This window comes from Dyadobacter sp. CY261 (assembly GCF_021440085.1).
In the GTDB taxonomy this organism is placed as follows: Bacteria; Bacteroidota; Bacteroidia; order Cytophagales; family Spirosomataceae; genus Dyadobacter.
Map to the genome: position 1 here is coordinate 21,313 of NZ_JAKCPW010000010.1, position 23,402 is coordinate 44,714.

Sequence of the window (23,402 nt, forward strand, 5' to 3'; positions counted from 1 at the left end):
CTGCTCCTGTTCACGCAACGCGGAGTTTGCCGAATGTCAGACAGTCAAAATAGCGATACTGGTGCCGCCGATATGCCGGATGCCCCTAAACCGGCTGTCATTCTGATGAAGTTCGTTCAACGCCGTCCAGACCCCCGGCCAATTGGTGTAGTCATGCCAGATGATCAATCCGCCTTTGCGCACGATCGAAAATGCTTTTTCGCTGTCGTTCAGGACATATTCGTAGGCATGTGAACCGTCGACAAATGCCACGTCGACCGAATTATGGTATTCGTTAAAATCAAATGAAGCCGAGTCGCCAAACACCTGGCGGATTTTGGAAGCTGCCGGGTGACCTATAAAGCGCTCACCGGAGACTTCCTTCTTCACATACCGTACTTCCCCTTCTTCAATTTCCATTTTGGTGGAAGCCAGTTCTTCGGCAGGTAAATCGAGCGTAATGATTTCTGCATCACTACTGCTGTTGAGCGCCATATTCAAGGTGGTGCGCCCCTGGAATGTTCCGATCTCGAAAATCCTCTGAGGATTCCATTTTTTGACGAGGTTACTGATGACCTTCAGTTCAAATTCGGTCGTATGCCCGAACCCACATTCATAAACACCTTCATAAGCCGCATTATCATTACCAAAAAGCTCGAAAACATCGGTTTTCGGAATGATAAATGGGTCGACGGGCACGTTTTCACCTGGCTGATGATGGCCATTGTAGCCGTTATACAATTTTAGCAATTCGTCCCTGGAGCCGGCGTTCAACATTCCGAACGTGAGTGTATATCCGACCCTCTTCACCACACCTGCATACAAAAGGAGATTATCAAGTGCTTTGCTCATGATTGTGTATGTGTTATATTGAAACGTTTAGTATTAGCAGTCGCCGTGATATGCGATGCCATTTATCAGTTATCAAACGGTTTTGCAAGATACTGACTCAGCGGCACCAAAATACGGATATATCACTGATCTACAAATAAATACAAATTTTTCAATTTTCAAAATTCGTAGTAAATCAACGGAACGTTGAACAAGATTAATTAACGAACGGTCAAAGCCACATGTACAAAATTCCAGATATCCGTCATCTTTATGTGCCTGTTCAGCCGACGGTCCGGCAGTCGGCATCTGAGGTAACATATCAGGAATTCCTTCCGGATGCGGCATTGCAAGGCATTATTTATTGCTATTGGCAGTTACGAACGACGGCTCCGCTTGACGAGCCGTTCATTTACCGGGTCGTGGCGGACGGCTGTATCGACATTTTTTTCGAGCTCAATAATCCCGTCGAGAACTTCGTCATGGGTTTTTGTAAAAAGTACACGGAGTTCCCGCTCGAAAACAGTTTCGACTATGTGGGTGTACGGTTTTTACCCACGATGTTTCCTCAACTCTTCAAAATCAATGCGTCACATTTGAGCAACCGTTTCGAAAATCTCGATGCGGTGTTGCCAGAAACTTCACAGTTTATAGCGTCGCGTTTTAAGTCGGAACTCGCTGTATCTGAGATTAAAGCAAGGCTTGATGACTACTTCCTTCGTCTCATTGCCGGCATTGAATTTGATTATGATCCCAGGTTTTATCGGGCACTGTCAGTTATACTTCTAAATTACGGCGTACTAAATATCGAAAAAGACCTGGATACCGGCCTTAGCCCACGGCAGCTTCGCAGGATATTTGAATTTTACATCGGTGACTCCGCCAAGACATTCAGTCAGGTTGTGCGTTTTCAGCATATCCTGCGTGCCAAACCTTCACAACAAAGCCTGCGCGAAAACAAGCTGTTCTACGACAACGGCTACTATGACCAGGCGCATTTCATCAAAGAATTCAAAAATCTCTACGGTGTTACACCGGGCAAAGCGTTTGGAAGGTAATTTGTCCGTTTTTTACAATCCTGCGCGGTTGATTGAACCGAAATTTGCACCATCAGTTCACCCAAAACGAACAGCATATGAAGCGGCTCATCACATTACTCGCATTGATTTGCATATGCATCAATGCATTTCCCCAAACCGAAGCAACAACTCAAACAAAATCCAAAATGAAACTGAACGCAGGCATTATCACTTCCAAACTCGCTGAAACCAAAGCTTTCTATATTAATACCCTTGGCTTCGGCGTCAGCTTCGAAAATGAATTTTACATTCTGCTCCATACACCCGGAGGTGGTTCGGAGATAAGCTTTTTGCTCCCGGAGCATCCGACCCAGCAGCCGTTGTTCCATAACGCCTTCCAGGGCCAAGGCATGTATCTGACGATCGAAGTGGACGACGTCGATAAGCTCTATAAAGAATTGAAGCAGAAAGGCGTCGATATCAAGATCGAGCTTCGTGACGAACCCTGGGGCGACCGGCATTTTGCGATCCAGGATCCGAACGGCATCGGAATTGACCTCGTAAGATACTCCCCACAGGGCACGAATTAAGTACCGGTGCGTCATGCGGGCACCGTTCCTTCGCCCGCATGACGCATTGACTAACTCCTTGCGAGAGGCAAGGTGCCCGATCCGTTTATTTGCAAATCTGAACAAACCTCCAGGGAAGGCGGTTTACTAAAAGAAATAAGCAAATATGAACGATCACATTTCCAGAATCCAGCAAAACATCAAGCCTTTGCGGCAGCAGATTATCCAGCACAAAGTTTATTCCGTTATCAAAGACATCGAAGACCTTCAAGTATTCATGAAATACCATGCGTACGCGGTTTGGGACTTTATGTCATTGCTCAAATCCCTTCAAAACAGCCTGACCTGCACCTCCGTACCCTGGTTCCCGATCGGCGATGGCGAAACCCGCCACCTGATCAACGAAATCGTTACGGGCGAGGAATCGGACGTCGATATGAACGGTAATGTCAAAAGCCATTTCGAGCTTTACCTCGACGCCATGGAACAATGCGGTGCGGATACCGGCGAAATCAACCGTTTTATCGCTGTGCTACGAAAAACCGGAGATTTTGGAAAGGCGTTCGAAATGGCGGGAACGCCCGAAAAAGCGCGGGAGTTTGTTGCTTTTACTTTTGATACCATCCGTACAGGCCAATCACATATACAAGCTGCCACATTTACTTTCGGTCGCGAGGATCTCATTCCGGGCATGTTTATGTCTATTATTGAAGACATTCACAAAAATTTCCCCGACAGCATTTCCATTTTTAAATATTATCTTGAAAGGCATATCGAAGTAGATGGCGACCACCACAGCCACCTTGCACTGCAAATGACCGCCAACCTGTGCGGCGACAACGAGGTATTTTGGCAGGAAGCGGAAAAAGCAACCATTGCCTCGCTGGAAAGGCGCATTGCGTTGTGGGATGGCGTTTATGCAGAAATTGCCATTGAAAAAGTTTTGAAATAATATTTACTCACGTATGTCTATTACCAAAGAATATGAACTGACCGGGATGCAGGAGGCGAGCCGTGCAGTAGCTACCACATTACGTGCTATGCGCGAACACGCCCGCCCCGGCATGACTGCCAAGGAACTCGACGATTTCGGGGGAGAAATGCTGAAAAGCCTCGGTGCGAAATCTGCGCCAAAGCTAACCTACGGCTTCCCGGGCTGGACTTGCATCAGCATTAACAACGAAATCGCACATGGGATACCTTCCGAGCATAAGGTATTGCAAGAAGGTGATCTGATTAATATCGACGTTTCTGCCGAATTGAATGGATTTTGGTCGGATAACGGCGGTTCATTTGTATTGGGGGAGGATATTCATGGCCACAATAAGCTGGTGAATGCTTCAAAACGCATTCTGGGCAAGGCGCTAGGGCAGATCAAAGGAGGCGTAAAAATCTCCGAAATCGGTCGTCTGATCGAAACGGAAGCTAGAAAATCAGGCTATAAAGTAATCAAAAACCTGACGGGGCACGGAATCGGACGCAGTCTCCATGAAGAACCGCATGAAATCGCCAACTATTACGACCGCTATAACCAGACGCGGTTTCGTAAAAACAGCGTTGTAGCGATCGAAACTTTCATTTCCACGGCCTCAACCACAGCTTCTACCGAACGGGACGGATGGACGCTCGTGGGCTCGCGCGGCGGATACGTGGCGCAACACGAGCACACGGTCATCGTGACGGATGGCAAGCCGGTAATCCTCACCGCTATGAACGGCATTTTCGACTGATTACGACCAGAATCCCTGTACCAGAATTCCGAGCGGCGAATCATCCCGTTTTTTGAGCTCTTTTCTCAGGCGTACACATGTTGGGATATGGCCTGAAATATAGATGTTCGAATTGGCCAGCGGCTTATCGCTGGTCCATTTGAGCATTGAACTCAATCCTCCGTCGCCGTTTTTCCGCACGGGCTGGATACGCCAGTTGAAATAATCTTTAAATTCTTCGCGGTGGTTTTCGTTGGCGATCGTAATTGCCCCACTGATCGCCCGGTTTCCGGCGAGCTGCTGCAAAGCAAGGTAGTGCCCGATACTGCTCATGTCGCCGAAAACGACCATTTCGCCAGTCGACGCAGGCCGGTGCATGGTCGCGCCCACGCCTACATACGTAATGCGGTCGCCCGTGTGAAGCGAACGGATCCATTGCGCACCCGGGCCGTCCTGTTCCGCATTGATGTATAAAGTGCATGTGCGAATGTCCTCGTCCCAGCCCGCGGGTGTATAATCGCGGAAGATACCCTCTCCTACGCGTACCTTAATGTGTTGTACCCGTCTCCAGCCGCTCATATCCATATCGGGGAAGTGGACATCCACTTCAAAAAAGGTAGCAGGTTCCCAGGCCCGGATTGCGAGAACGGTACCTGATTTTCCAAATGCGGTTTCAAGCAAATGAAGCGCTTTCTGTTTGATGATATTCATTTTCTGTCCGATTGGTGTTGTTTCCATGGCTGACGATCGAGCCAATTTTTTACTTTACAAAACAACCCGCGCGGACGAAGAAAATAAATAGAGTAAGAGTGGGATTGATTGGACAATTCGCGGTTTATAAAGATCAGCTACTTTCGGTATTCGTCCCGGAACTGCCCCGCCGACTTTCCGGCCACTTTCCTGAACAGTCTTGAAAAATAAGCGTGATCATCATAGCCAAGGTCAAACGCGATCTCCTTTATACTTAAATCGGTGTAGTACAGTAACCTTTTAGCCTCCATCATCACTTCATTCTGGATCCAGTGGCTCACTGGCTGGCCGGATGTTTCCTTTACTACCTCATTCAAATAGGACGAAGTAATATTGAGTATCGCCGCGTATCCGGAGGGACTTTTCACAGTTCTGAAATGCTGTGATAAAAGCTTACGAAATTGTGACGAAAGCGCAGAAGGTCGTGTCTGTGCATCGTGTTTTACGATTTCTCTTTCAAATAGCGTCGTAAATATGCCCAGGCACGTTTTCAGCATCGATTGCAACACGGGCTGTCCGTACTGTTCCGGTGACTCATAAAATTCCAGCAGCAGATCAAGGCTGCGGCCTAACAACCTGGCCTGCTGCGGATCGATGGTTACCGGAAGGCTATGCAATGCATATTCATCCACTACCGTCCGATGGTGTTCGTCAAGCCAACTCATCTCTACAGCCAGGAACCAGCCATAGGAACCTTCCGCGTGTAACGGATAATGCACCTGTCCTGGCAGAACGCAAAATATGCCGCTCCCTCTCAATTCGATTTCCCGGAAATCGACCATCAACCGGACGTGGCCTTCCTCCTGAAAGAAGAAATTTCCATGGTCGTCGCGGTGAGCCCCCATATACGCGGCATTCACCATATTGAGCCGGTCGATGCGCTGCAGAGAAATGCCTAAACCGGATTCATTTCTGAGATAATTTAGCGGGATGCTCGTTTTGGGCATATTTCCTTGAGAGTTTTACAGAACGATCGAGCGGATCGGTCGCTTGCAGGATTTTGTTTTTCAAAAAATAGGGATAGTCCGGATGCTCCGTCAAGAACGTTTGGGCTATGGCGGCCGCTTCCGCCGAAGCATGTCCGGCAAAGGTGTTGTGGAGCCAGCGCGTCGGGAAAAAGATATCGCCCGTCAGTTGGATTTCCTGCAACAGGTCGAGCGACGGGCGCAGGTATTTCAATGCAGCTTTTGCCCGCAACGGGTGATGCAGGTATGCCAATGCGTCGAGTACCCAGGCTTCTTTCTCACGGTTTTCTTCTTTTTTCAATGACTCAAAAAACGCATCTCTTTCCACGACGTCGGCGCTCAATGCCGGAATCACGAATTGCATCCGGGCTTTGCGATCGGGATTCTTCGTTGCATTCAACTGTTCGGTCAGGATCGCCTTGCCGTCGCCTTTGCCTTTCAATGCCAGCTCGTACGCAAGCGAAATTTTGTCTTCTTCGGAAAGTATGAGTCCTTTCACTTCCAGCTTGCCTGTCCAGATGCCGTGCGTTTTTTGCCAGCCGTCATCGGTCAACGCCAATGCTTTGAAAGCTCGGAAATAGGAAGTTTGGATGCCTTTGTCTTTGGTCGTATTTAAGAGCTGCCACAGCAAATTTTCAAGCTGAGTTTGATATGCGGCCCGCTGGCTCGCATTCAAAAATATCCACCAGGCACTTTGCAGATTTCCGAGCAGATAGTCCACCAGCAGCGGATTTTGCTCTTTGGGCAAAGCATTTAAAATATGATTTACCAATTTTTCCGGGCCAGGACCATCGCCACGCAACAATCCTTCCCAGCTGTTCACCAGCATTGCCCCACGGAACACCGGATCCGCAAAAATGGCATTTGCACCGCCATAGTTTTCAAAAAACCACGCCTTGGCGACCGTATCCATTTTGAAATACCCATAACCCGTTCCGTCATTATTCGGGAAAAGCAGGCTTTTATCGCCCTCCCGTATCGCTTTCAAAACCAACGGCTGTTCCCAGATCCGGCCTGAAACCGAATCTTTTAACTGCACCAGTTTATTGCCTTCAACACCATACTCCGGCATTCCCGGCGTTTTCACCCACACATTGCTCCAAGCGGTGATGTCCTCCGGTGCGCGTCGATCGATGATGCCAATCAGGTCGTCCCAGCGCGCATTCCCGAACGAATAGGTTTTGAGATATTCCTGCAAACTTTCCTGCATCGTCTTCTCTCCGATCTTTCTTTCCAACTGCCGCATTACGATCGGCGCCTTCATATATATGATCGTCCCATAGAGCGTACCGGCGTTTTTGAGGTTGGTTAATTGCTGCAAGATTGGGTTGGTTCCCGCAGTGCGGTCGACGTCGTAGGCGTTGGGATAATGTGCCAAAAGAAACCGCAGATCATGGTTGATCTCCGGAAAGCCCGGATGCACGATCTTTGCCGCCATAAAATTCGCAAATACCTCTTTAAGCCACACGTCGTTGAACCAGTTCATCGTCACCAGGTCTCCAAACCACATATGTGCAGACTCGTGCGCGATCACGCTGGCACGGGCCATTTTGCGGTTTACCGACGCGTTCTCATCCAGAAAAAGGGCCGGTTCATTGTAGAAAATCGATCCGGGATGTTCCATACCGCCATATTGGAACGACGGCAGCAGCACGAAATCGAATTTCCCGAATGGGTAATCGATATCCGTATAATTTTCCAGCCATGCCAGCGACTTCGCATGGAGCTCAAATACCTCATCCCGGTTGCGGTTGACCTTTGCCGTATCCGTTTCCCGGTAATACATGGTCATTTCCCGACCATCGAGCACCTTTGCAGCCCGGAAAAACTTTCCCGCCGCAAATGCGAAAAGATAGGAGCTTACCGGCTTAGTCTCTCCAAATTGGTAAACCGATTTTCCGGCTGCAACCGTTTTCGCATTCAATTTCCCATTCGAAACCGCCTCCCATCCCTGCGGCGTTTTCAGCGTCAGTTGATAAGATGCTTTGAGATTAGGCTGATCGAAAAGTGGGAAACAAGTCGAAGCACGATCGGGCACGAAAAGCGTGTAGAGGTAATCCACACTCCTGTTGAGTGACAAATCACCTGCCACAAAATCAATTTCAAATTCGTTTTTTCCTTTGACCAAATGTTTCGGTTCTATGACAATGTGCTCATTGACAAATTGGTGATCGACCTTTTTGCCACCGGCCCGCACTTCCAGTAGATGACTTTTATCGACATTAAAATCCAGTACAAGAGCCGAATCCACTGCATTGAGGTAAAATGAAACGCTCTCCTTTCCGATGATCTTTTCAGCTTTGGATTCAGGAATATCGAGCTCGATAGCATATCGAATGCTGTCTATATGTTGCCTGCGATATTCGTTCAAGGCGAAAGAGACGCCTTTTTCGGGAGTGGTGCTTTGGGGGTTGGTGCAGGCTATTGCAACCATGGCAAGAGACACAAAAAAAAGTAGAGAGCGTAGTAATGTCATTGGATTGAGGATACGCCCAAAAATAACACTTCAATTTTAATACACGCAGAATCTTCCCTCAGATTCCGTTACGACACGTAACATTTTGTATATTAGAACAAAAACCGCACGCTATGATGGAAATAGACATCCGGATGCGCATTGCTGCGCTTCGACAATACTTGCGGGATTGCCAGCAAGAAATGACTCCGGAACAGATTGACGAGGTTTTAGATGCCATCTCCAAACTATTGCAAGTACTCGCGGAACTCGAAAAAAGAAAATAACAGCATCACATCAAGCATATGAAAACGATCACAGAAACAAAACGGGAGGAGCTTGACGAACTGCTTCGAGCAGCAAAGGAAACTTTGTTGAAAGCTCAAGATTATCTCTCCAAGGATGGTAAGATTTACGAATTAAATGACTGGGTAACCGTCGCTGAATATTGCAAACGATTCAATATTCCCAATACACAAACGGTAAGTAACTGGATTAAACGTGGAATTATCCCGGCAGAAAACACCGTGGTGATCGAAGAATACAATCATATTCGCCTCATTAAGGCTATTCCTTACCAAGATAAAAAGGTTACGCATAGCAACTAACCACAATGCATCGTCCTAAAAACCGAAACATGAACCACCTTTGCAAACTCACTCTTTTACTACTCTTTTTTTGCATCAACAACCTCCAAGCCCAATCCCTCTCGCCACTCTCCGTCGAAAAAATCATGCGGGATCCGAAAATGTGGATTGGTACTTCACCCACAGACATCACCTGGGCCGATGATTCCAAAACGGTCTATTTCAACTGGAATCCGGATAAGAATCCTTCTGATTCACTTTACGCCTATTCGCTGGCTGGCAAGAAGATCGGCAAAGTAGCGCCAGCCGACCGGCGACGGATGCCGGGTAAGAGCGGCGTTTACAACCGGGCGCATTCATTCCGACTGTATGAGAAAAACGGCGACCTATTTATCGTGAACTATAAGGATTTTGGGATCCGTCAACTCACCAACACGACCGAACGGGAAGCGAATCCGGCATTTAGCGGGAATGAGAACGCCGTCATTTTCGAGCGGGGCAACAATCTTTTCAGTATTTCGCTTGCGTCAGGGCTCGTCAGCCAATTGACCGATTTTAAAACCGGCACTAAGAAGGCAGACAGCAAAACCAGTGAGCAGGAAAAGTTTCTCAAAGCCGACCAATTGGCGATGTTTGAAATTCTCAAAGAAAGAAAAGAAAAAAAAGACGCTGGCAAGAAGATTGCCGACGCCGATAAACCTGCGAGGCCAAAAGAGATTTACCTCGGCGACAAGAATGTATCGGGCCAGCAGGTTAGCCCCAACGGGCTGTTTGTGACCTACCGGCTTACGCAGGTAGACAAGAACGCCAAATCGACCATTGTCCCTAATTATGTGACGGAAAGTGGCTTTACCGAGGATATTTCCTCGCGTACGAAGGTCGGAGCACCCGCTTCGGAAAGCGAATTTTGGATTTACGATATTAAGAAAGACACTGCCCGCAAAGTAGCCATTGCCGAGATTCCCGGCATTCACGACAAGCCCGATTATCTGAAAGATTATCCCAAACAGGATTCGGCCTGGAAAGACAAGGAGCGTAAGGTGATTTTCCACGGACCATTCTGGTCCGATAACGGGCAGCATGCGGTGGTAGTGATCCGTTCGCTGGATGGCAAGGACCGGTGGATCATGTCGCTCGACCCGGCGACCTTATCCCTGAAACTCCTCGATCGCCAGCGCGACGAAGCGTGGATCGGCGGGCCGGGTATTGGCGGCTACCCGCAAAGCGCCGGAGAGATTGGTTGGGTCGACGACCAGACGATCTATTTCCAGAGCGAAGCAACCGGTTATTCCCATTTGTATACATTCAATTTGAATACAGGCAAGAAAACAGCATTGACTTCCGGTCGGTTTGAGGTGCAGAATGTGGTGTTCTCGAAGGACAAAAAGTATTTTTACCTCATTACCAACGAAGTCCACCCCGGCGAACAGCACGTGTATCGCATATTCATGGCGGGCGGCGCTCGTATCCGCTTAACGCACACGCCCGGCGCGCACGAAATGACGCTCTCGCCAGACGAGAAGAATCTCGCGATCCGATTCTCGAAAAGCAATGCGCCATGGGAGCTTTACCTGCTCGATAATAATGCCACCGCTCCTTCGAAAAACACGAAGCCGGTCCAGATTACCCGCTCGGTTTCCCCCGAATTCCTTTCCTATCCCTGGCGCGAAGCGAAAGTCGTGACGATCAAGGCTGGCGACGGGCAGGACATTTACGCGCGGGTTTATGAACCCAAACAATCGAATGGCAAAGCCGTGATATTCGTTCATGGCGCGGGGTATTTGCAGAATGCACATAAATGGTGGAGCCAGTATTTCCGCGAATATATGTTCCATAACCTGCTCACCGACAAGGGATACACTGTGCTAGACATGGATTACCGGGCAAGCTCCGGCTATGGCCGCGACTGGCGCACGGGCATTTACCGCTTCATGGGCGGCAAAGATCTCACCGACCATACCGACGGTGCACAATGGCTTATTAAAACCTATAACATTGATCCTAAGAAGATCGGCATTTACGGCGGTTCATATGGCGGATTTATCACGCTCATGGCGCTATTCACCACACCTGATGTGTTCACCGCAGGTGCCGCATTGCGCCCTGTGACCGACTGGGCTGCCTACAATCAATCCTACACAGCCAATATTCTCAACGAGCCGCAGGCCGACAGTCTTGCATATCGCAAAAGCTCGCCCATTTACTACGCGGCCGGTTTAAAAAACAACTTATTGATCTGCCATGGAATGGTGGATGTGAATGTGCATTACCAGGATGTTGTGCGCCTCACGCAAAGGTTAATCGAACTGGGCAAGAGCAATTGGGAACTGGCTTCCTATCCGATGGAAGACCATGCATTTGCAGAGGCATCGTCGTGGACGGACGAGTACAAACGGATATTGAAGCTCTTTGAAGATAAACTGTAAGTTAATACCTGGAAACAATGAGTAATTCTAAAATCCGGGCGATCTTTTAACTAAAAACAAACGACATAATGAACCGAAATTTTTCAAAATTAAAAACTATTGTTCTTGTCCAAACCATTGCTGTTGTCGCATTCACGGGCATCGCGCATGCACAAGTAGGTGTGGGTGTGAAAGCGCCGAAAGGTGCCGAAGTGTACCTGGACGGCAGCCGCAAAATGCTGGACGAGAAGTGGATTTATTGGGAAGGCCCGCGTTTCGCCGCCAAGCCACCTATTAAATGGACGGTCGTGAATGATCCGGTCGATAAGGGAACGGCTATCAATGCCAATGATCCCGCTTCGGCTGGTGGCCTCTATGGTACGGCGGATATTGTTACCAAAAAGCAATTCAAGGATTTCCGCGCACATGTGGAGTTTCTAATCACTAAACCGGGCGGTAACAGCGGCGTGTACCTGCAAAACCGTTACGAAATTCAGGTGCTGGACGGCGACACGACTTCGCACGGAATGGCGGCGGTGATCAACGAATCGAAATCGCCTTACTATGCCTACAATGGTGTCGGGAAATGGAATTCATACGATATTCTGTTCCGCGCGGCGCGGTTCAAAGACGGCAAGCTGGTGGAGCAGCCGGTGGTAACCCTTTATTTCAACGGCAAAAAAGTGCATACCAACCAGAAGATCAGCCAGGTTTGGGGTGGTAAAAATTCGGGGATCGATGGCGGCAACGATGGTGGAAAAGGCATTACTGACACGCCCGGTGGTCTGAAATTGCAATCCGAAGGCCATGATGTTTATTACCGTAATATCTGGATCAAAGAAATGGAGCTGGATAAACCGGATACCGATTTCTAAAACTTTAAAAGCAAGTAATGGACAACAGGGTAGTCTTCGATTTTGAAATTGAATTTACAAATGGCGGAGGCATTCAGGGACAGGATTTCCGCCTGGATATCGCCGCGGACACTATTTCGGATGCCGAACTCGCTGAATATATTGTCAAAGACCTTCGGCTGCTGATGGTCGGAAAAGTTAATATCCTCCATAAATTCTATATTCAGGAGAAGCACAAACGCCAGCCGATCAACCAGCCGCTACCGGAGCAGCTGGTTGATCTCAGCCATACAATTTTCGATGGACTAATCACTTACAAAGGCCTACCCGCCCCTATTATCTGCGATTTTCTCAGTCGTGAAAATTCCAAAGGTAAATACGAGGAAGGTACCGAGTTCCAGATCGGCAAAATAGAGATGGTGAGCAATACAGGCACCTATATCGACTGCCCGTTTCATCGCTTTGCGCATGGTAAAGACCTTTCCGAGGTCGGGCTGGAAGCTTTTGCAAACCTGGAATCGATCACAATCGACGCGACCGGAGTCATGGAAATAGGCATTGAATATTTCCGGAATCTGGAAGTCCGTGGCAAAGCAGTTATGGTAAAAACCGGCTGGTCGAACAACTGGAACACAGATGCCTATTATGAAAACCACCCGTTCCTGACCCGAGAAACCGCCGAATACCTTCGCGATTGTGGCGTGAAACTCGTGGGCATCGATAGCCATAATATTGACGACACCCGAGGCAATAGCCGGCCGGTTCACACGATTCTTCTGGGTGCGGAAATATTGATCGTAGAACACCTCTGCAACCTGGAACAACTTCCGGAATCGGGCTACCTATTCAGCGCCGTACCTCCAAAGTTCAAAGGCGTCGGAACGTTCCCGGTGAGGGCATTCGCCGCTTTGCCCAAATAATGGCGACTTAAACTGGCATGGGTTTGGTAGGCTACCGCTTAAAAACCTATGTCATGACGTTATCCGGACAATTTAAGCTCAACGATAAAACCGCGCTCATCACGGGCGCAAGCCAGGGAATAGGCAAAGGCATCGCATTCGCACTGGCTGAATTCGGTGCCGAAATTATCCTTCATTACCGCAAGGATCGCCCTGAAGCAGAGGCGGTTGCAGATGAAATCCGAAAAAAAGGCGGGAAGGTCTATTTGGTACAGGCAGACTTGTCACGAAGCGGCAGCGTGGCTTTCATTGCAGATCAGCTCGAACAACTTCAAAAAACACCCGATATTCTGGTAATCAATGCGTCCGTTCAAATTCCAGTCGAATGGGAAAAAGTGACAGCAGAAGATTTCGACACACAGGTCAATACTAATTTCAAATCCACTTTACAACTTATGCAGACTTTCGCTCCGGCCATGATCACCAACGGCTGGGGAAGGATACTGACCATCGGGAGCGTGCAGCAAACAAAACCGCATCCGGCCATGATTGTGTACGCGGCCACGAAATCGGCGGTTTTGAATATGGTCCAAAACCTCGCTATGCAATTGGCGGATAAGAATATTACGGTGAATAACCTTGCGCCGGGAGTCATCGGCACGCCACGACTGGAACAGGAAGTTCCGCCCGTGCCCGAACGCATCAATAAACGTATGGAAACGCCCACAGGCGACATCGGTGATCCAAAGGACTGCGCAGCATTGGCCGTCCTGCTCTGTTCGGAAGCAGGACGGTTCATAACTGGCCAGAATATTTTCGTGGACGGCGGAATGAGCCTCTAATTATTTCTTTTTGTACGCGATTTTGAAAATAGTGCCATTCAAATCGTCGGTTACGTACAAAGTACCATCAGGTCCCTGTGCAAGGCCACACGGGCGGTGCTGTATGGGGCCGGTCGGTTTGACCAGGTCGGTACCGGCAAAGTTGTCGGCAAAAATCTCCCATTTACCTGCTTTGCCGTTCACAAAAGGAACAAATGCCACCATATAACCTTTTTTCAGCTCTGAAGACTGGCTGTGGAATGCGATGAATGCGCCATTTTTGTAGCGTGCTGGAAACTGATTGCCTGTATAGAACATCAATGCATTGGGCCCGAGATGAGCCGGAAATGCCACCAGCGGGTTGATCGCCTTCTCTCCCCCTGTTTTTTTGCCGTCCCCGCCATATTCTGGTGCCAGCATTTTCTTGTTCTGGAAATGATCGTAATAAATGTACGGCCAGCCCGCGTCGTCGCCCTCTTTCAGGCGGTACAGTGTTTCCGAAGGTAGTTCGGCGCTGTGCTTGGGAGTGTAATACTGCGGATACATGTCATCGAACTTGCCCCGGCCGTGAGTCGTAGCATACAATGCATTGGTTTTATTGTCCCAATCGATACCAACAGCGTTCTTTACGCCGGTGGCAAAGCGCGTGCCGTCGGAAAACTGCTGGTTTAGCTGGCCGGCCTTAAAGCGCCAGATCCCGCCTGCGGAATCCAGGATCGTGCATGGCGACATACCTTTTGCTGATCCCTTCTCACGGCAGTTATCGTTGTAAGAACCTACTGTCACATAAATATTACCGTTATTATCGAGGGTAATGGGTTTAGCATTGTCACGGCCATGGTCGGTGAGGCCACTGATGATTTTTTCAGGACTGTCAAAATCGATAATCTCGTCCTTTTCATTCAATTTATACCTGAAAACCCCTTTATTGGAAGAGCTGTACAGATAACCGCCTTTAATGGCCACCCCGGTGCCCGCATAATCCGCAAAAAGTTTCTGCTCGTCGATCGCGCCGTCGCCATTGGTATCTCGCAAGAGATACATCCCCTTGCCATCTTTTAGTTTGGAAAGCTTTACATACATGTCGCCGTTTTTACCCACCACCATGTGCCTGGTGGCCCCCAGGTCGCTGGCCAGCACGGTGGCTGAAAACCCTGCCGGGAGTTTCAGATCTTTTGCGTCAACAGGCATGTAAATCGGAGACTTGTCAGAAGAGGTCATGGTTTCGTTTCGGTAACCGAACAGCGCTGTGGCCGCGGCCAGCACAACCAGGGCGCCGGTTGACCGGATTAATTTTCTTTGCATGCAATCGTAAAATTGGGTGAAAACATTTATTTTACACAAAAGCAATGTGTAGCGTCTTTTTAACCTCGCGGCTACTCGTTTCAATGTAAATAAGGGGCGGGAATACTTTTTTTGCGACTACCCCAAAATAGAAGATTGATTACCTGACTTTTATCCAAGTACACTTTAACAGTTACGATTATGGCCCCAAATGACGATGATGACGAACTATATGATGACGACCTTCCCGGAAATTACCCTGCCGAAGAAGATGTTTTCCGGCAGGGACTGATCGATCCTGACGTAGATCCCGAAGATATTTCGCGGGTTAAACGGGAGTTGGACATTGATTCCGGCGATTGGAATGAAAAATCTTTTGAAGATGACCTCACCGGCGATGACCTGGACGTTCCGGGCTCTGAATTTGACGACGCCGATGAGGAGATCGGCAGGGAAGACGAAGAGAACAATTATTACAGCCTTGGTGGTGATAATCACGAAAGCCAGGAAGAAAACCAGGGAGACTAGTACTCCGCCAAGCCCGTCATTAGCCTGATGCATTAAGCGTCAGGCTTTTTTGTTGCTCAAACCACATTCGACATATTTTTATATAATTTAATAATAAGAGGAATGTTCGTCAATATTTTAATTAATACAATATCCTTCCTTGTTTAAAGGCATTGGGATCAGATATATTTGCCTAATCGCCGATAACGACAAATTCTGTTCTCAATGACTAACCTGCGAACCCTCTTCTTTTTTTTCACATTTCTTTCCGCTATTGCGGCTAATGCCCAGCGCTATGAACTGCACGACGGCTGGCAATGCATTCCTATTTCCAAAATGAAGGAACAGGGAAGCACCATTTCATCGCCAGGATTCGCATTGAACGGCTGGCAACCGGCCGTGGTACCAGGCACTGTACTGACCACCATGTTGGCCAACAAACAGATTCCCGACCCGTTCTTTGGCATGAACAACAAGCAGATTCCCGACATTTTCACTACCGGAAGAGATTACTACACCTATTGGTTTGTCAAAGATTTCGCAGAAAAAGCAGAGCCCGGTCAGGAAGTGTGGCTTCATTTGCGGGGCGTGAATTATAGCTGTGATGTATTTCTGAATGGCAAGAAACTTAACAGCAAACTACATTCGGGCATGTTCCTGCGGCAGACTTACAATGTTACCGGCCACCTGAGTAAAACCGGCAACAACAGACTGGCCGTGATCGTCTATCCTTCCGATCCAGTCGGCAAGCCTAATGGTGGTCAGGGAGGCGACGGTACCATCGCACGGAGTGTAGCGCACCAATATGTAGCCGGTTGGGACTGGATACAACCCGTCCGCGACCGAAATACCGGCATCTGGGACAAGGTCACCATTGAAAAAACAGGTAAAATCAATATCAAAAACCCACATGTGATCACGCTCGTGCCGGGCAAAAGAACGCCGGGTAGCGCGCAGCAACCCGCAATCATCAAGGTGACGGCCGAATTGGAAAACCCGGGCACTGCACCGCAAAAAGGCACTTTGCATTATATTTTGGATGGCAATAAGGTGTCGAAGGAAGTGACCGTTCAGCCGCATTCCACGCTGGAAGTACAATTGCCCGATCTATCTTTAAAAAACCCTAAACTATGGTGGCCGAATGGCTATGGCGCGCAGGATTTGTATGATTTGAAAATGCAGTTTACACAAGCCGGACAAGTTTCTGATACTGAAAATTTCAAAGTAGGCGTTCGCGAGATCCAGGCTGACTGGAATGTTACAACCCGAAGCAAGCAAATATCGGTCAACGGACAAAGGGTGTTTATCAAAGGCGGTAACTGGATCATTTCCGATGCCATGCTACGCTTCTCCAACGAACGTTACAATGCCGAAGTGCGCTTCCACCGCGATATGAACCTGAACCTCCTTCGCATTTGGGGCGGTGCATTGACCGAGCGTCCAGAATTTTACGAAGCATGCGACCGATACGGAATCCTGGTCATGCAGGATTTCTGGGGATCGGGTGACTGCAACGGCCGATGGCTGGACCCTATGAAAGCCGACGACCAATGGACCCGCCGCAAATACCCCGACGACCACAACCTGTTCCTCGAATCGGCCGCGGACCAGATCAAAATGATCCGGAACTTCCCCTCGCTGGCAATCTGGTGTGGTGGAAATGAAATTACCCTGCCAGTCGATATTATGACGTCGTTGCGTGATTCAATCCTGCCTGTGTTGGATGGAACGCGCTGGTTTGTAGACTATTCCAACTCCGACGACATGTCGTTCAACTCGCTGGGTGGCAACGGAGATGGTCCTTATGGCATCCAGCCACTCGCCCGCTTCTGGAATTACCGGACCTGGCCTTTCAACTCCGAAATCGGCTCGGTGGGTGTTGGCGATTACCATTCGCTGGAAAGATTTCTCCCCGAAGCCAACCGAATTGCGCCCGTTTACTCCCCTGAAACCCGCCGCGAAAAAGTGGACTCCGTTTGGCAATACCATAAATACATCGGCTACGACCACCACATTGAGCCATATGGCAAGGCGACCGACATGCGGGATTTTGGTAAAAAAGCACAGCTTGTCAATTATGACCAGTACCGTGCATTGATGGAGGGTTTCAGCGCGCACATGTGGGATTGGTACACCGGCGTGATCATTTGGAAAACCCAGAATCCATGGACCTCCCTCCGCGGGCAGATGTACGACTATTACCTCGATCCTAATGCCTGTCTTTACGGACTTCATTCCGGCAGCGAGCCACTGCACGTGATGTACAACCCGGCCGATACCGCTGTCGCGATCGTCAACAATACCTTCAAGCACCAATACGACCTCATGCTTGTCATAGACGCCATCGATATGAAAGGCAACATCAAACAGCTCACACAAGTTTTTGTGGAGATAGGGCCTTCCACTACGCGGAAGGTCATTGATATTAACCGCGAAATAAGGGAAATGGCCAAAAAAGAAGGCATGTTCCTTTCCCTCCGCCTGCTGAATCTCGACAAGAAGCCCGTCAGCGACAATCTGTACTGGCTCCCCGACGCGACTGGCAATTACAGCGGCCTGCAATCGATGCCCGAATCGCAGGCGACGGCAACAGCCCGCATCATCTCCAGTGGCAAAGTGGAAGTAACATTGAGAAACCCAGCCGGCGCGCCCTTATCATTCTTCAACCGCCTGGCACTCCTTGATCCAAAGACGCAAAAGCGCATTCTGCCGGTGTTTTATGATGATAACTATATTTCTGTGCTTCCGGGCGAAAGCAAGGTTATAATATTGGAATACACACCGCAAAATGGCGTGGCTCCGGTGGTGTCGGTTGAAGGTTGGAATGCAAAGGAGAAACCTGTTACGATCGATGCCAAATAGCAGAGCAGTATGAAGCCTATCCGGGTTGCTTTTTCCTAAAAAACCAACCCGGAACAATGGCCGCATTTACGCCCGAAGCATTTAAGAAAGAGTTTGTCGCTATTCTCGATTATTGGGGAAAATATGGGCCGGATCCGGAGACAGGCGGGTTCTATGGAAGGGTTAATTATGAAAACCAGCCAATAAAAGATTCCTCAAGATCGGTCGTGCTGACGGGGCGAATTTTGTGGACGTTTTCGCTGGCACACCGCCTGTTGAAAGAAGCAAAATATCTGACGCTTGCCGACCGCGCTTACCAGCAACTGGTCAAAAACTTTTTTGATCCGGAATATGGCGGCGTATACTGGTCGGTGAATGCGGATGGTTCGCCGCTGGAAACGAAAAAGCAGATTTACGGCAACGCTTTCGCGATGTACGGGCTGGCGGAATATTACCGGGTTACACACTTCAAGCCTGCTTTGGAAAAAGCGCAATCCTTATTTGAGATCATTGAAAAACACGCTTTCGATCCGGTAAATGGCGGTTATCGCGAAGCATTTGCACGCGACTGGTCGGCTACCGACGATTATATCCTGAGCAAAAGTCCGTGGACCAAGAGCATGAACACGCATTTGCACTTGGTGGAAGCTTACACAAACCTGTACAGCGTGTGGCCCGATGCAAAGCTGAAACAGCAAACCGCTGCCATGCTCGACGCGATTATTACGCACATCGTGAATCCCAAAACGGAAACAATGCAGCTTTTCTTCGACGCGCAATGGAAGCCGAAGGATCATATCGTTTCGTTCGGGCATGATATCGAGGCGTCGTGGCTGCTTTTTGAAACAGCGGAAATATTGCACGACGAAAAGTTGATCGCCCGCATGAAAAAAAAATCCATTGCAATGGCCACCACGGCATCAAAAGGCCTCGGCCGGGACGGGGCGCTGAACTACGAGTACGATCCTGAAACGAAACACACCCAGACCGACCGGAGCTGGTGGGTGGCGGCAGAGCAGCTCGTCGGTTTTTACAATGCCTATCAACTTACAAAAGACACGCAGTTTAAAGCAAAAGCCGAAAAAAGTTGGGATTACATTACCAACGAATTCATCGACCACGAGCGCGGCGAATGGTTCGGCACTGTAAAAGAAGATGGCACGCCGGTGAAGGGCGACAAAATCAACTTCTGGAAATGCCCCTACCACAATGCACGCGCCTGCGCGGAGATGTGGCGCCGCATTTCCAAGGCCTAATTCAGGAACATTTCGTCGACCAGCAATAGGGCCCGGTTTCCTTTGTTTCGGTGCCAATCGGGTATTTTGCTGAGCGGCTTGGCCACAATCTTAATGTAGGAAACCTGTTGCGCCTTGAAAGTACCTTCTACGCTGCGCAGCGAAGCCCGTTCGCCTTTGACCGGCATTGGCGCCTTGAACTTTGTCAGCAGTTTCATATTGTCACGTGTGGTACCGCCCCAGACTTCCACCAGCTCTGGCGGGAAAATACCGGTATCCTCTTCTACCATGTAACGTACGCCCAGAGACGAAAGCATCACTGGTGTTTTGAACTCCGACACAAAAGCCATGTCGTTGTCCCTAACGCCTGCCCAGTTGTTGGCCCAGGCGGGATTGTTAGCACCGATAACACCCAATTTATGATCAAAAAAGGTCTTCACTCCCTCCGCTTGGTGCACACGGTTTAGCGGGGCGAGCAATGTGCTGCTATCGGGCGTATAGGCGCTTTTAAAATAATCAAAAGTGATCATATCGCTGCCGTACCAGCCTTTTTTAAATGCTTTGGCTTTGACAGTCGTATTTTTATTGATCACCGTTTTATGGTCGAGCAGCGGCGATTTTACGCTATCGGGCTCGGAGCCATCCATGCTGAAACGCACATCCACGCCTTTAATAGGATGCTGAATATCCACGACCAATGTTTGTGCAAAAATTGGCGAAGGATTCTTCATTTGTGGCGGATTGAGTTTCAGCGGATTTTTACCGTCATCCTTGAATCCGCCAATGATATTCATGCCCTTATTTGCCTGCTGCAATTGCTGGACGTCGGCTGCTGAAAGTTTGGTATCCCAAACGGCCACCGTTTTTACACTTTTCCATTGAGGCAGCAGTCCTTTCAGGTCGTTCAAATTCAATTTCGTGCCCGATAACGTGACGTTTTGCAAATGTTTCAGATTTGCGAGTTCTTTCAATCCTGCTGCGGTTACATCGGTAAAGTTCAGATCGAGCTTACGCAGGTTTTCGAATTGCGTAATGCTTTTTAAATCCGCGTCTTTGACAGGTAATTTATTTAAATTCAAAGAAATGACTTGCTTGCGGATATCGCCCAGTTCATCGATCTGCTTCGCACTGTAGGCCGATGCATTATAGATATTTACCGCCAATGCCGGCGACTCCCGTGCAAGGGGCAGAATCGTACGGTAATCGGTATTCAATTCTTTAACCTTATTTTCATCGGCTGCCACAAAGTCATATTCTTCTTCCTGATTATGCGGTCGTAGATAAGCAGTGGCGAGCAGCCTGAGCGAATCTGATTCAGGCAGTTCATTCAGTTTCTTTTCAAAATCAGCCTTTTGTTTGACCCATAATGTGAGCAATGCGGTCTCTTGCAATGTAAGCTGTGCCTTCCCGGAAGGTGGCATGTGCTTTTTTTCTTCCATCGGCAAATGCACCCTTTGCAGCAGCAGGCTCATTTGTGGGTTACCGGGAACGAGCAATTTGCCCGATTTACCGCCTTTCATGATCGATTTTGGATCGGTCAGTACCAGCTCACCTTTCAGTTTATCGGGGTTATGGCAGCTTGTGCATTTTTGTTCCAGAATAGGGCGGATCACATTCGTATACACAACCGCCTGGTCTAACGGCACTTCTGCAATTTCTTTTTTACTCGAAATGGGTTCCCAGATAAAATTGCTGCCATGGGTGAGCGCAGCTCCATAATGACCGGTCAGCACCAGTGCTACCACTGTAATCATTGCCCCTGCTCTCGCAGTGAGAGACTTATACCATTTCGCATTCCTTACCCAGTACATGATGGATGCCAGGAAAAAAATTCCCGCACCAGTCCATTTATGCCAGGTTAATATGTCGCCCGTGTAACCCTCCTCCCGTGACAAAAAAAGTCCCATAACCACTGTCACCGCTGCAAACAGTGCTCCTATCAGCAACAGCCCTTGAAGAAAATCGCGGTAAAAGGCATTGCCCGCATATTCCGGCTTGAAACGGAAGAATTCCAGCAGCATCGCCAGCAGCAGGATCACGATCGGAAAGTGAAGAATGAGCGGGTGCATGCGGCCGATGGTTTGGAGCCAGGCCGGGATCACCAGTTTGCTTTCGAAGAGCAGCAAAAACAATATGAAGATATTGGCAACAACTAATACCTGTTCTGCGAAAACCTTGAGTTTCAAATGCATTTAGAATTCCACCAAATATTTGACCTATAAAAACTAGAAGGATCAGGCGATAATATCGCGCACCACTTTGCCGGAAACGTCCGTCAACCTGTATCGGCGGCCCAGATGCTTGAATATCAGCTTCTCGTGGTTCAAACCAAGCTGATGCAGCATCGTAGCCTGGAAATCGTGCACGTGTACCGGATCTTTGGCAATGTTATAACCAAGCTCGTCGGTTTCACCGTACACAATACCGGGCTTGATGCCCCCGCCTGCCATCCAGACGGTGAAGCAGCGTGGATGGTGATCGCGGCCGTAATTATCAGCAGCAAGTTTGCCCTGGGTGTAGCTCGTACGACCGAATTCTCCCCCCCATATCACGAGCGTTTCATCGAGTAGGCCACGCTGTTTCAGGTCGGTCACCAATGCAGCCGAAGCCTGGTCAACATCCATAGCCTGTTTGGTTATTTCAAATGGCAGGTTACCGTGCTGGTCCCATCCCTGGTGGTACAACTGAACAAACCGCACGCCATTTTCCGAGAGCTTGCGTGCTAGCAAGCAGTTGGCCGCGTACGTACCGGGAACAAGGCATTCGGGACCATATAGCTTGATAATATCATCCGACTCTTTGGACAAATCCAGTACCTCAGGCACCGCTGTTTGCATGCGATACGCCATTTCATACTGCTTGATCTTCGCCGCGATTTCCGGATCGCCGAACTCCTGGTAGGACAAATCATTCAACTCCGAAAGCTTGTCGAGCATATCGCGACGCTCTTTCCGGTCCATGCCTTCCGGATCGCGCAAATACAGCACCGGATCTTCGCCCTTGCTGAACTGCACACCCTGATGCACCGAATCCAGGAAGCCGTTGGACCATAATTTGGAATAAACACCCTGACCGTTGCCGACACCACGCGAGAGCAAAACTGTAAAATTCGGCAGGTTTTTATTCTCGTTGCCCAACCCATAGCTCAACCATGAACCCATACTCGGGCGGTTGCCTTGCTGCGAACCTGTTTGAAGAAATGTCAATGCCGGATCGTGATTAATCGCCTCCGTGTACATCGATTTTACAAAACAGAGGTCGTCCACGATTTTGGAAGTGTAAGGCAAAAGATTGCTTACCCAAGCCTGCGACTGGCCATATTGTTTGAAATCCACAAAAGACCCCACGAGCGGAAACGACGCCTGATTGGCCGTCATACCGGTAAGCCGCTGCGTTCCACGCACCGAAGGCGGAATTTCCTGCCCCAGCATTTCCCGCAATTTTGGTTTGTAATCAAAAAGCTCCTGCTGCGAGGGAGCGCCATTTTGGAACAAATAGATCACCCGCTTTGCCTTGGGCGCAAAATGCGGGATGCCCGGCGCCAGGCCTTCCTCCTCCAATCCTCCTCCTTTCAACAGGTCGGGCATGAGCAGCGAGCCCAGTGCCACGCTTCCGATCCCGAGGCTTAGGGTCGAGAGAAAACGCCTTCTGTTGAAACTAAATCCGTGTTCTATGATTTCCTTTTCCATTGT

General features: G+C 49.0%; 20 protein-coding genes. 13 read left to right on the forward strand and 7 right to left on the reverse strand.

Annotation, left to right across the window (positions count from 1 at the left end; translation table 11 throughout):
- Nucleotides 1-36 precede the first annotated feature (36 nt).
- The gene (locus tag LZD49_RS24980; RefSeq protein WP_234670419.1) at nt 37-831 is read right to left on the reverse strand and encodes an O-methyltransferase; all 795 of its coding nucleotides are present in this window, start codon (nt 829-831) and stop codon (nt 37-39) included.
- Between the two features lie 221 nt (nt 832-1,052).
- On the opposite strand from LZD49_RS24980, the gene LZD49_RS24985 reads away from it, so the two are divergent.
- The 4 genes from LZD49_RS24985 (at nt 1,053) to map (ending at nt 4,128) form a co-directional block, all read left to right on the forward strand.
- A complete protein-coding gene (locus LZD49_RS24985; RefSeq protein ID WP_234670420.1) occupies nt 1,053-1,868 on the forward strand; it encodes a helix-turn-helix domain-containing protein in 816 nt (271 codons plus the stop codon).
- A 77-nt stretch (nt 1,869-1,945) separates the two neighbouring features.
- A complete protein-coding gene (locus LZD49_RS24990; RefSeq protein ID WP_234670421.1) occupies nt 1,946-2,419 on the forward strand; it encodes a VOC family protein in 474 nt (157 codons plus the stop codon).
- Nucleotides 2,420-2,564: 145 nt separating this feature from the next.
- Nucleotides 2,565-3,350: a DUF3050 domain-containing protein gene (locus LZD49_RS24995; RefSeq protein WP_234670422.1), complete on the forward strand. Its 786-nt coding sequence runs from the start codon at nt 2,565-2,567 to the stop codon at nt 3,348-3,350.
- Between the two features lie 13 nt (nt 3,351-3,363).
- Entirely contained in the window at nt 3,364-4,128 is a 765-nt protein-coding gene (map, locus tag LZD49_RS25000; protein WP_234670423.1) for a type I methionyl aminopeptidase, read from the forward strand.
- Here the strand turns inward: map and LZD49_RS25005 are convergent, their stop codons facing one another.
- The 3 genes from LZD49_RS25005 to LZD49_RS25015 form a co-directional block, all read right to left on the reverse strand.
- A complete protein-coding gene (locus LZD49_RS25005) occupies nt 4,129-4,845 on the reverse strand; it encodes a hypothetical protein (protein WP_234670424.1) in 717 nt (238 codons plus the stop codon).
- Nucleotides 4,846-4,955: 110 nt separating this feature from the next.
- Nucleotides 4,956-5,804: an AraC family transcriptional regulator gene (locus LZD49_RS25010; protein ID WP_234670425.1), complete on the reverse strand. Its 849-nt coding sequence runs from the start codon at nt 5,802-5,804 to the stop codon at nt 4,956-4,958.
- Complete coding sequence (locus LZD49_RS25015) at nt 5,764-8,298, reverse strand: M1 family aminopeptidase (RefSeq protein ID WP_234670426.1); 2,535 nt, start codon at nt 8,296-8,298, stop codon at nt 5,764-5,766. Before LZD49_RS25015 ends, LZD49_RS25010 begins: the two co-directional genes overlap by 41 nt.
- 113 nt (nt 8,299-8,411) lie before the next feature.
- Between LZD49_RS25015 and LZD49_RS25020 the strand changes: the two genes are divergently transcribed.
- The 6 genes from LZD49_RS25020 (at nt 8,412) to LZD49_RS25045 (ending at nt 13,864) form a co-directional block, all read left to right on the forward strand.
- Complete coding sequence (locus LZD49_RS25020; RefSeq protein ID WP_234670427.1) at nt 8,412-8,564, forward strand: hypothetical protein; 153 nt, start codon at nt 8,412-8,414, stop codon at nt 8,562-8,564.
- A gap of 18 nt (nt 8,565-8,582) precedes the next feature.
- Complete coding sequence (locus LZD49_RS25025) at nt 8,583-8,885, forward strand: hypothetical protein (RefSeq protein ID WP_234670428.1); 303 nt, start codon at nt 8,583-8,585, stop codon at nt 8,883-8,885.
- Between the two features lie 29 nt (nt 8,886-8,914).
- Nucleotides 8,915-11,290: a prolyl oligopeptidase family serine peptidase gene (locus tag LZD49_RS25030; RefSeq protein ID WP_234670429.1), complete on the forward strand. Its 2,376-nt coding sequence runs from the start codon at nt 8,915-8,917 to the stop codon at nt 11,288-11,290.
- Nucleotides 11,291-11,358: 68 nt separating this feature from the next.
- Entirely contained in the window at nt 11,359-12,144 is a 786-nt protein-coding gene (locus tag LZD49_RS25035; RefSeq protein ID WP_234670430.1) for a DUF1080 domain-containing protein, read from the forward strand.
- A gap of 17 nt (nt 12,145-12,161) precedes the next feature.
- A complete protein-coding gene (locus LZD49_RS25040) occupies nt 12,162-13,043 on the forward strand; it encodes a cyclase family protein (protein ID WP_234670431.1) in 882 nt (293 codons plus the stop codon).
- Nucleotides 13,044-13,096: 53 nt separating this feature from the next.
- Nucleotides 13,097-13,864, forward strand: coding sequence for an SDR family NAD(P)-dependent oxidoreductase (locus LZD49_RS25045; protein WP_234670432.1), 768 nt, complete (start codon nt 13,097-13,099; stop codon nt 13,862-13,864).
- On the opposite strand, the gene LZD49_RS25050 is transcribed toward LZD49_RS25045, so the two are convergent.
- On the reverse strand, nt 13,865-15,148 hold the full coding sequence (locus LZD49_RS25050; protein ID WP_234670433.1) for a sorbosone dehydrogenase family protein: 1,284 nt from the start codon (nt 15,146-15,148) through the stop codon (nt 13,865-13,867).
- A 180-nt stretch (nt 15,149-15,328) separates the two neighbouring features.
- Between LZD49_RS25050 and LZD49_RS25055 the strand changes: the two genes are divergently transcribed.
- From LZD49_RS25055 to LZD49_RS25065, 3 genes are all read left to right on the forward strand, one after another.
- Complete coding sequence (locus LZD49_RS25055; protein ID WP_234670434.1) at nt 15,329-15,655, forward strand: hypothetical protein; 327 nt, start codon at nt 15,329-15,331, stop codon at nt 15,653-15,655.
- A 204-nt stretch (nt 15,656-15,859) separates the two neighbouring features.
- Nucleotides 15,860-18,496: a glycosyl hydrolase 2 galactose-binding domain-containing protein gene (locus tag LZD49_RS25060; RefSeq protein ID WP_234670435.1), complete on the forward strand. Its 2,637-nt coding sequence runs from the start codon at nt 15,860-15,862 to the stop codon at nt 18,494-18,496.
- Between the two features lie 56 nt (nt 18,497-18,552).
- The gene (locus LZD49_RS25065) at nt 18,553-19,731 is read left to right on the forward strand and encodes an AGE family epimerase/isomerase (protein WP_234670436.1); all 1,179 of its coding nucleotides are present in this window, start codon (nt 18,553-18,555) and stop codon (nt 19,729-19,731) included.
- Here LZD49_RS25065 and LZD49_RS25070 read toward each other — a convergent pair.
- Nucleotides 19,728-21,902, reverse strand: coding sequence for a c-type cytochrome domain-containing protein (locus LZD49_RS25070; protein ID WP_234670437.1), 2,175 nt, complete (start codon nt 21,900-21,902; stop codon nt 19,728-19,730). The two genes, LZD49_RS25065 and LZD49_RS25070, sit on opposite strands and share 4 nt — an antisense overlap.
- A 42-nt stretch (nt 21,903-21,944) precedes the next feature.
- The gene (locus LZD49_RS25075) at nt 21,945-23,399 is read right to left on the reverse strand and encodes a DUF1501 domain-containing protein (RefSeq protein WP_234670438.1); all 1,455 of its coding nucleotides are present in this window, start codon (nt 23,397-23,399) and stop codon (nt 21,945-21,947) included.
- Nucleotides 23,400-23,402: the final 3 nt, after the last annotated feature.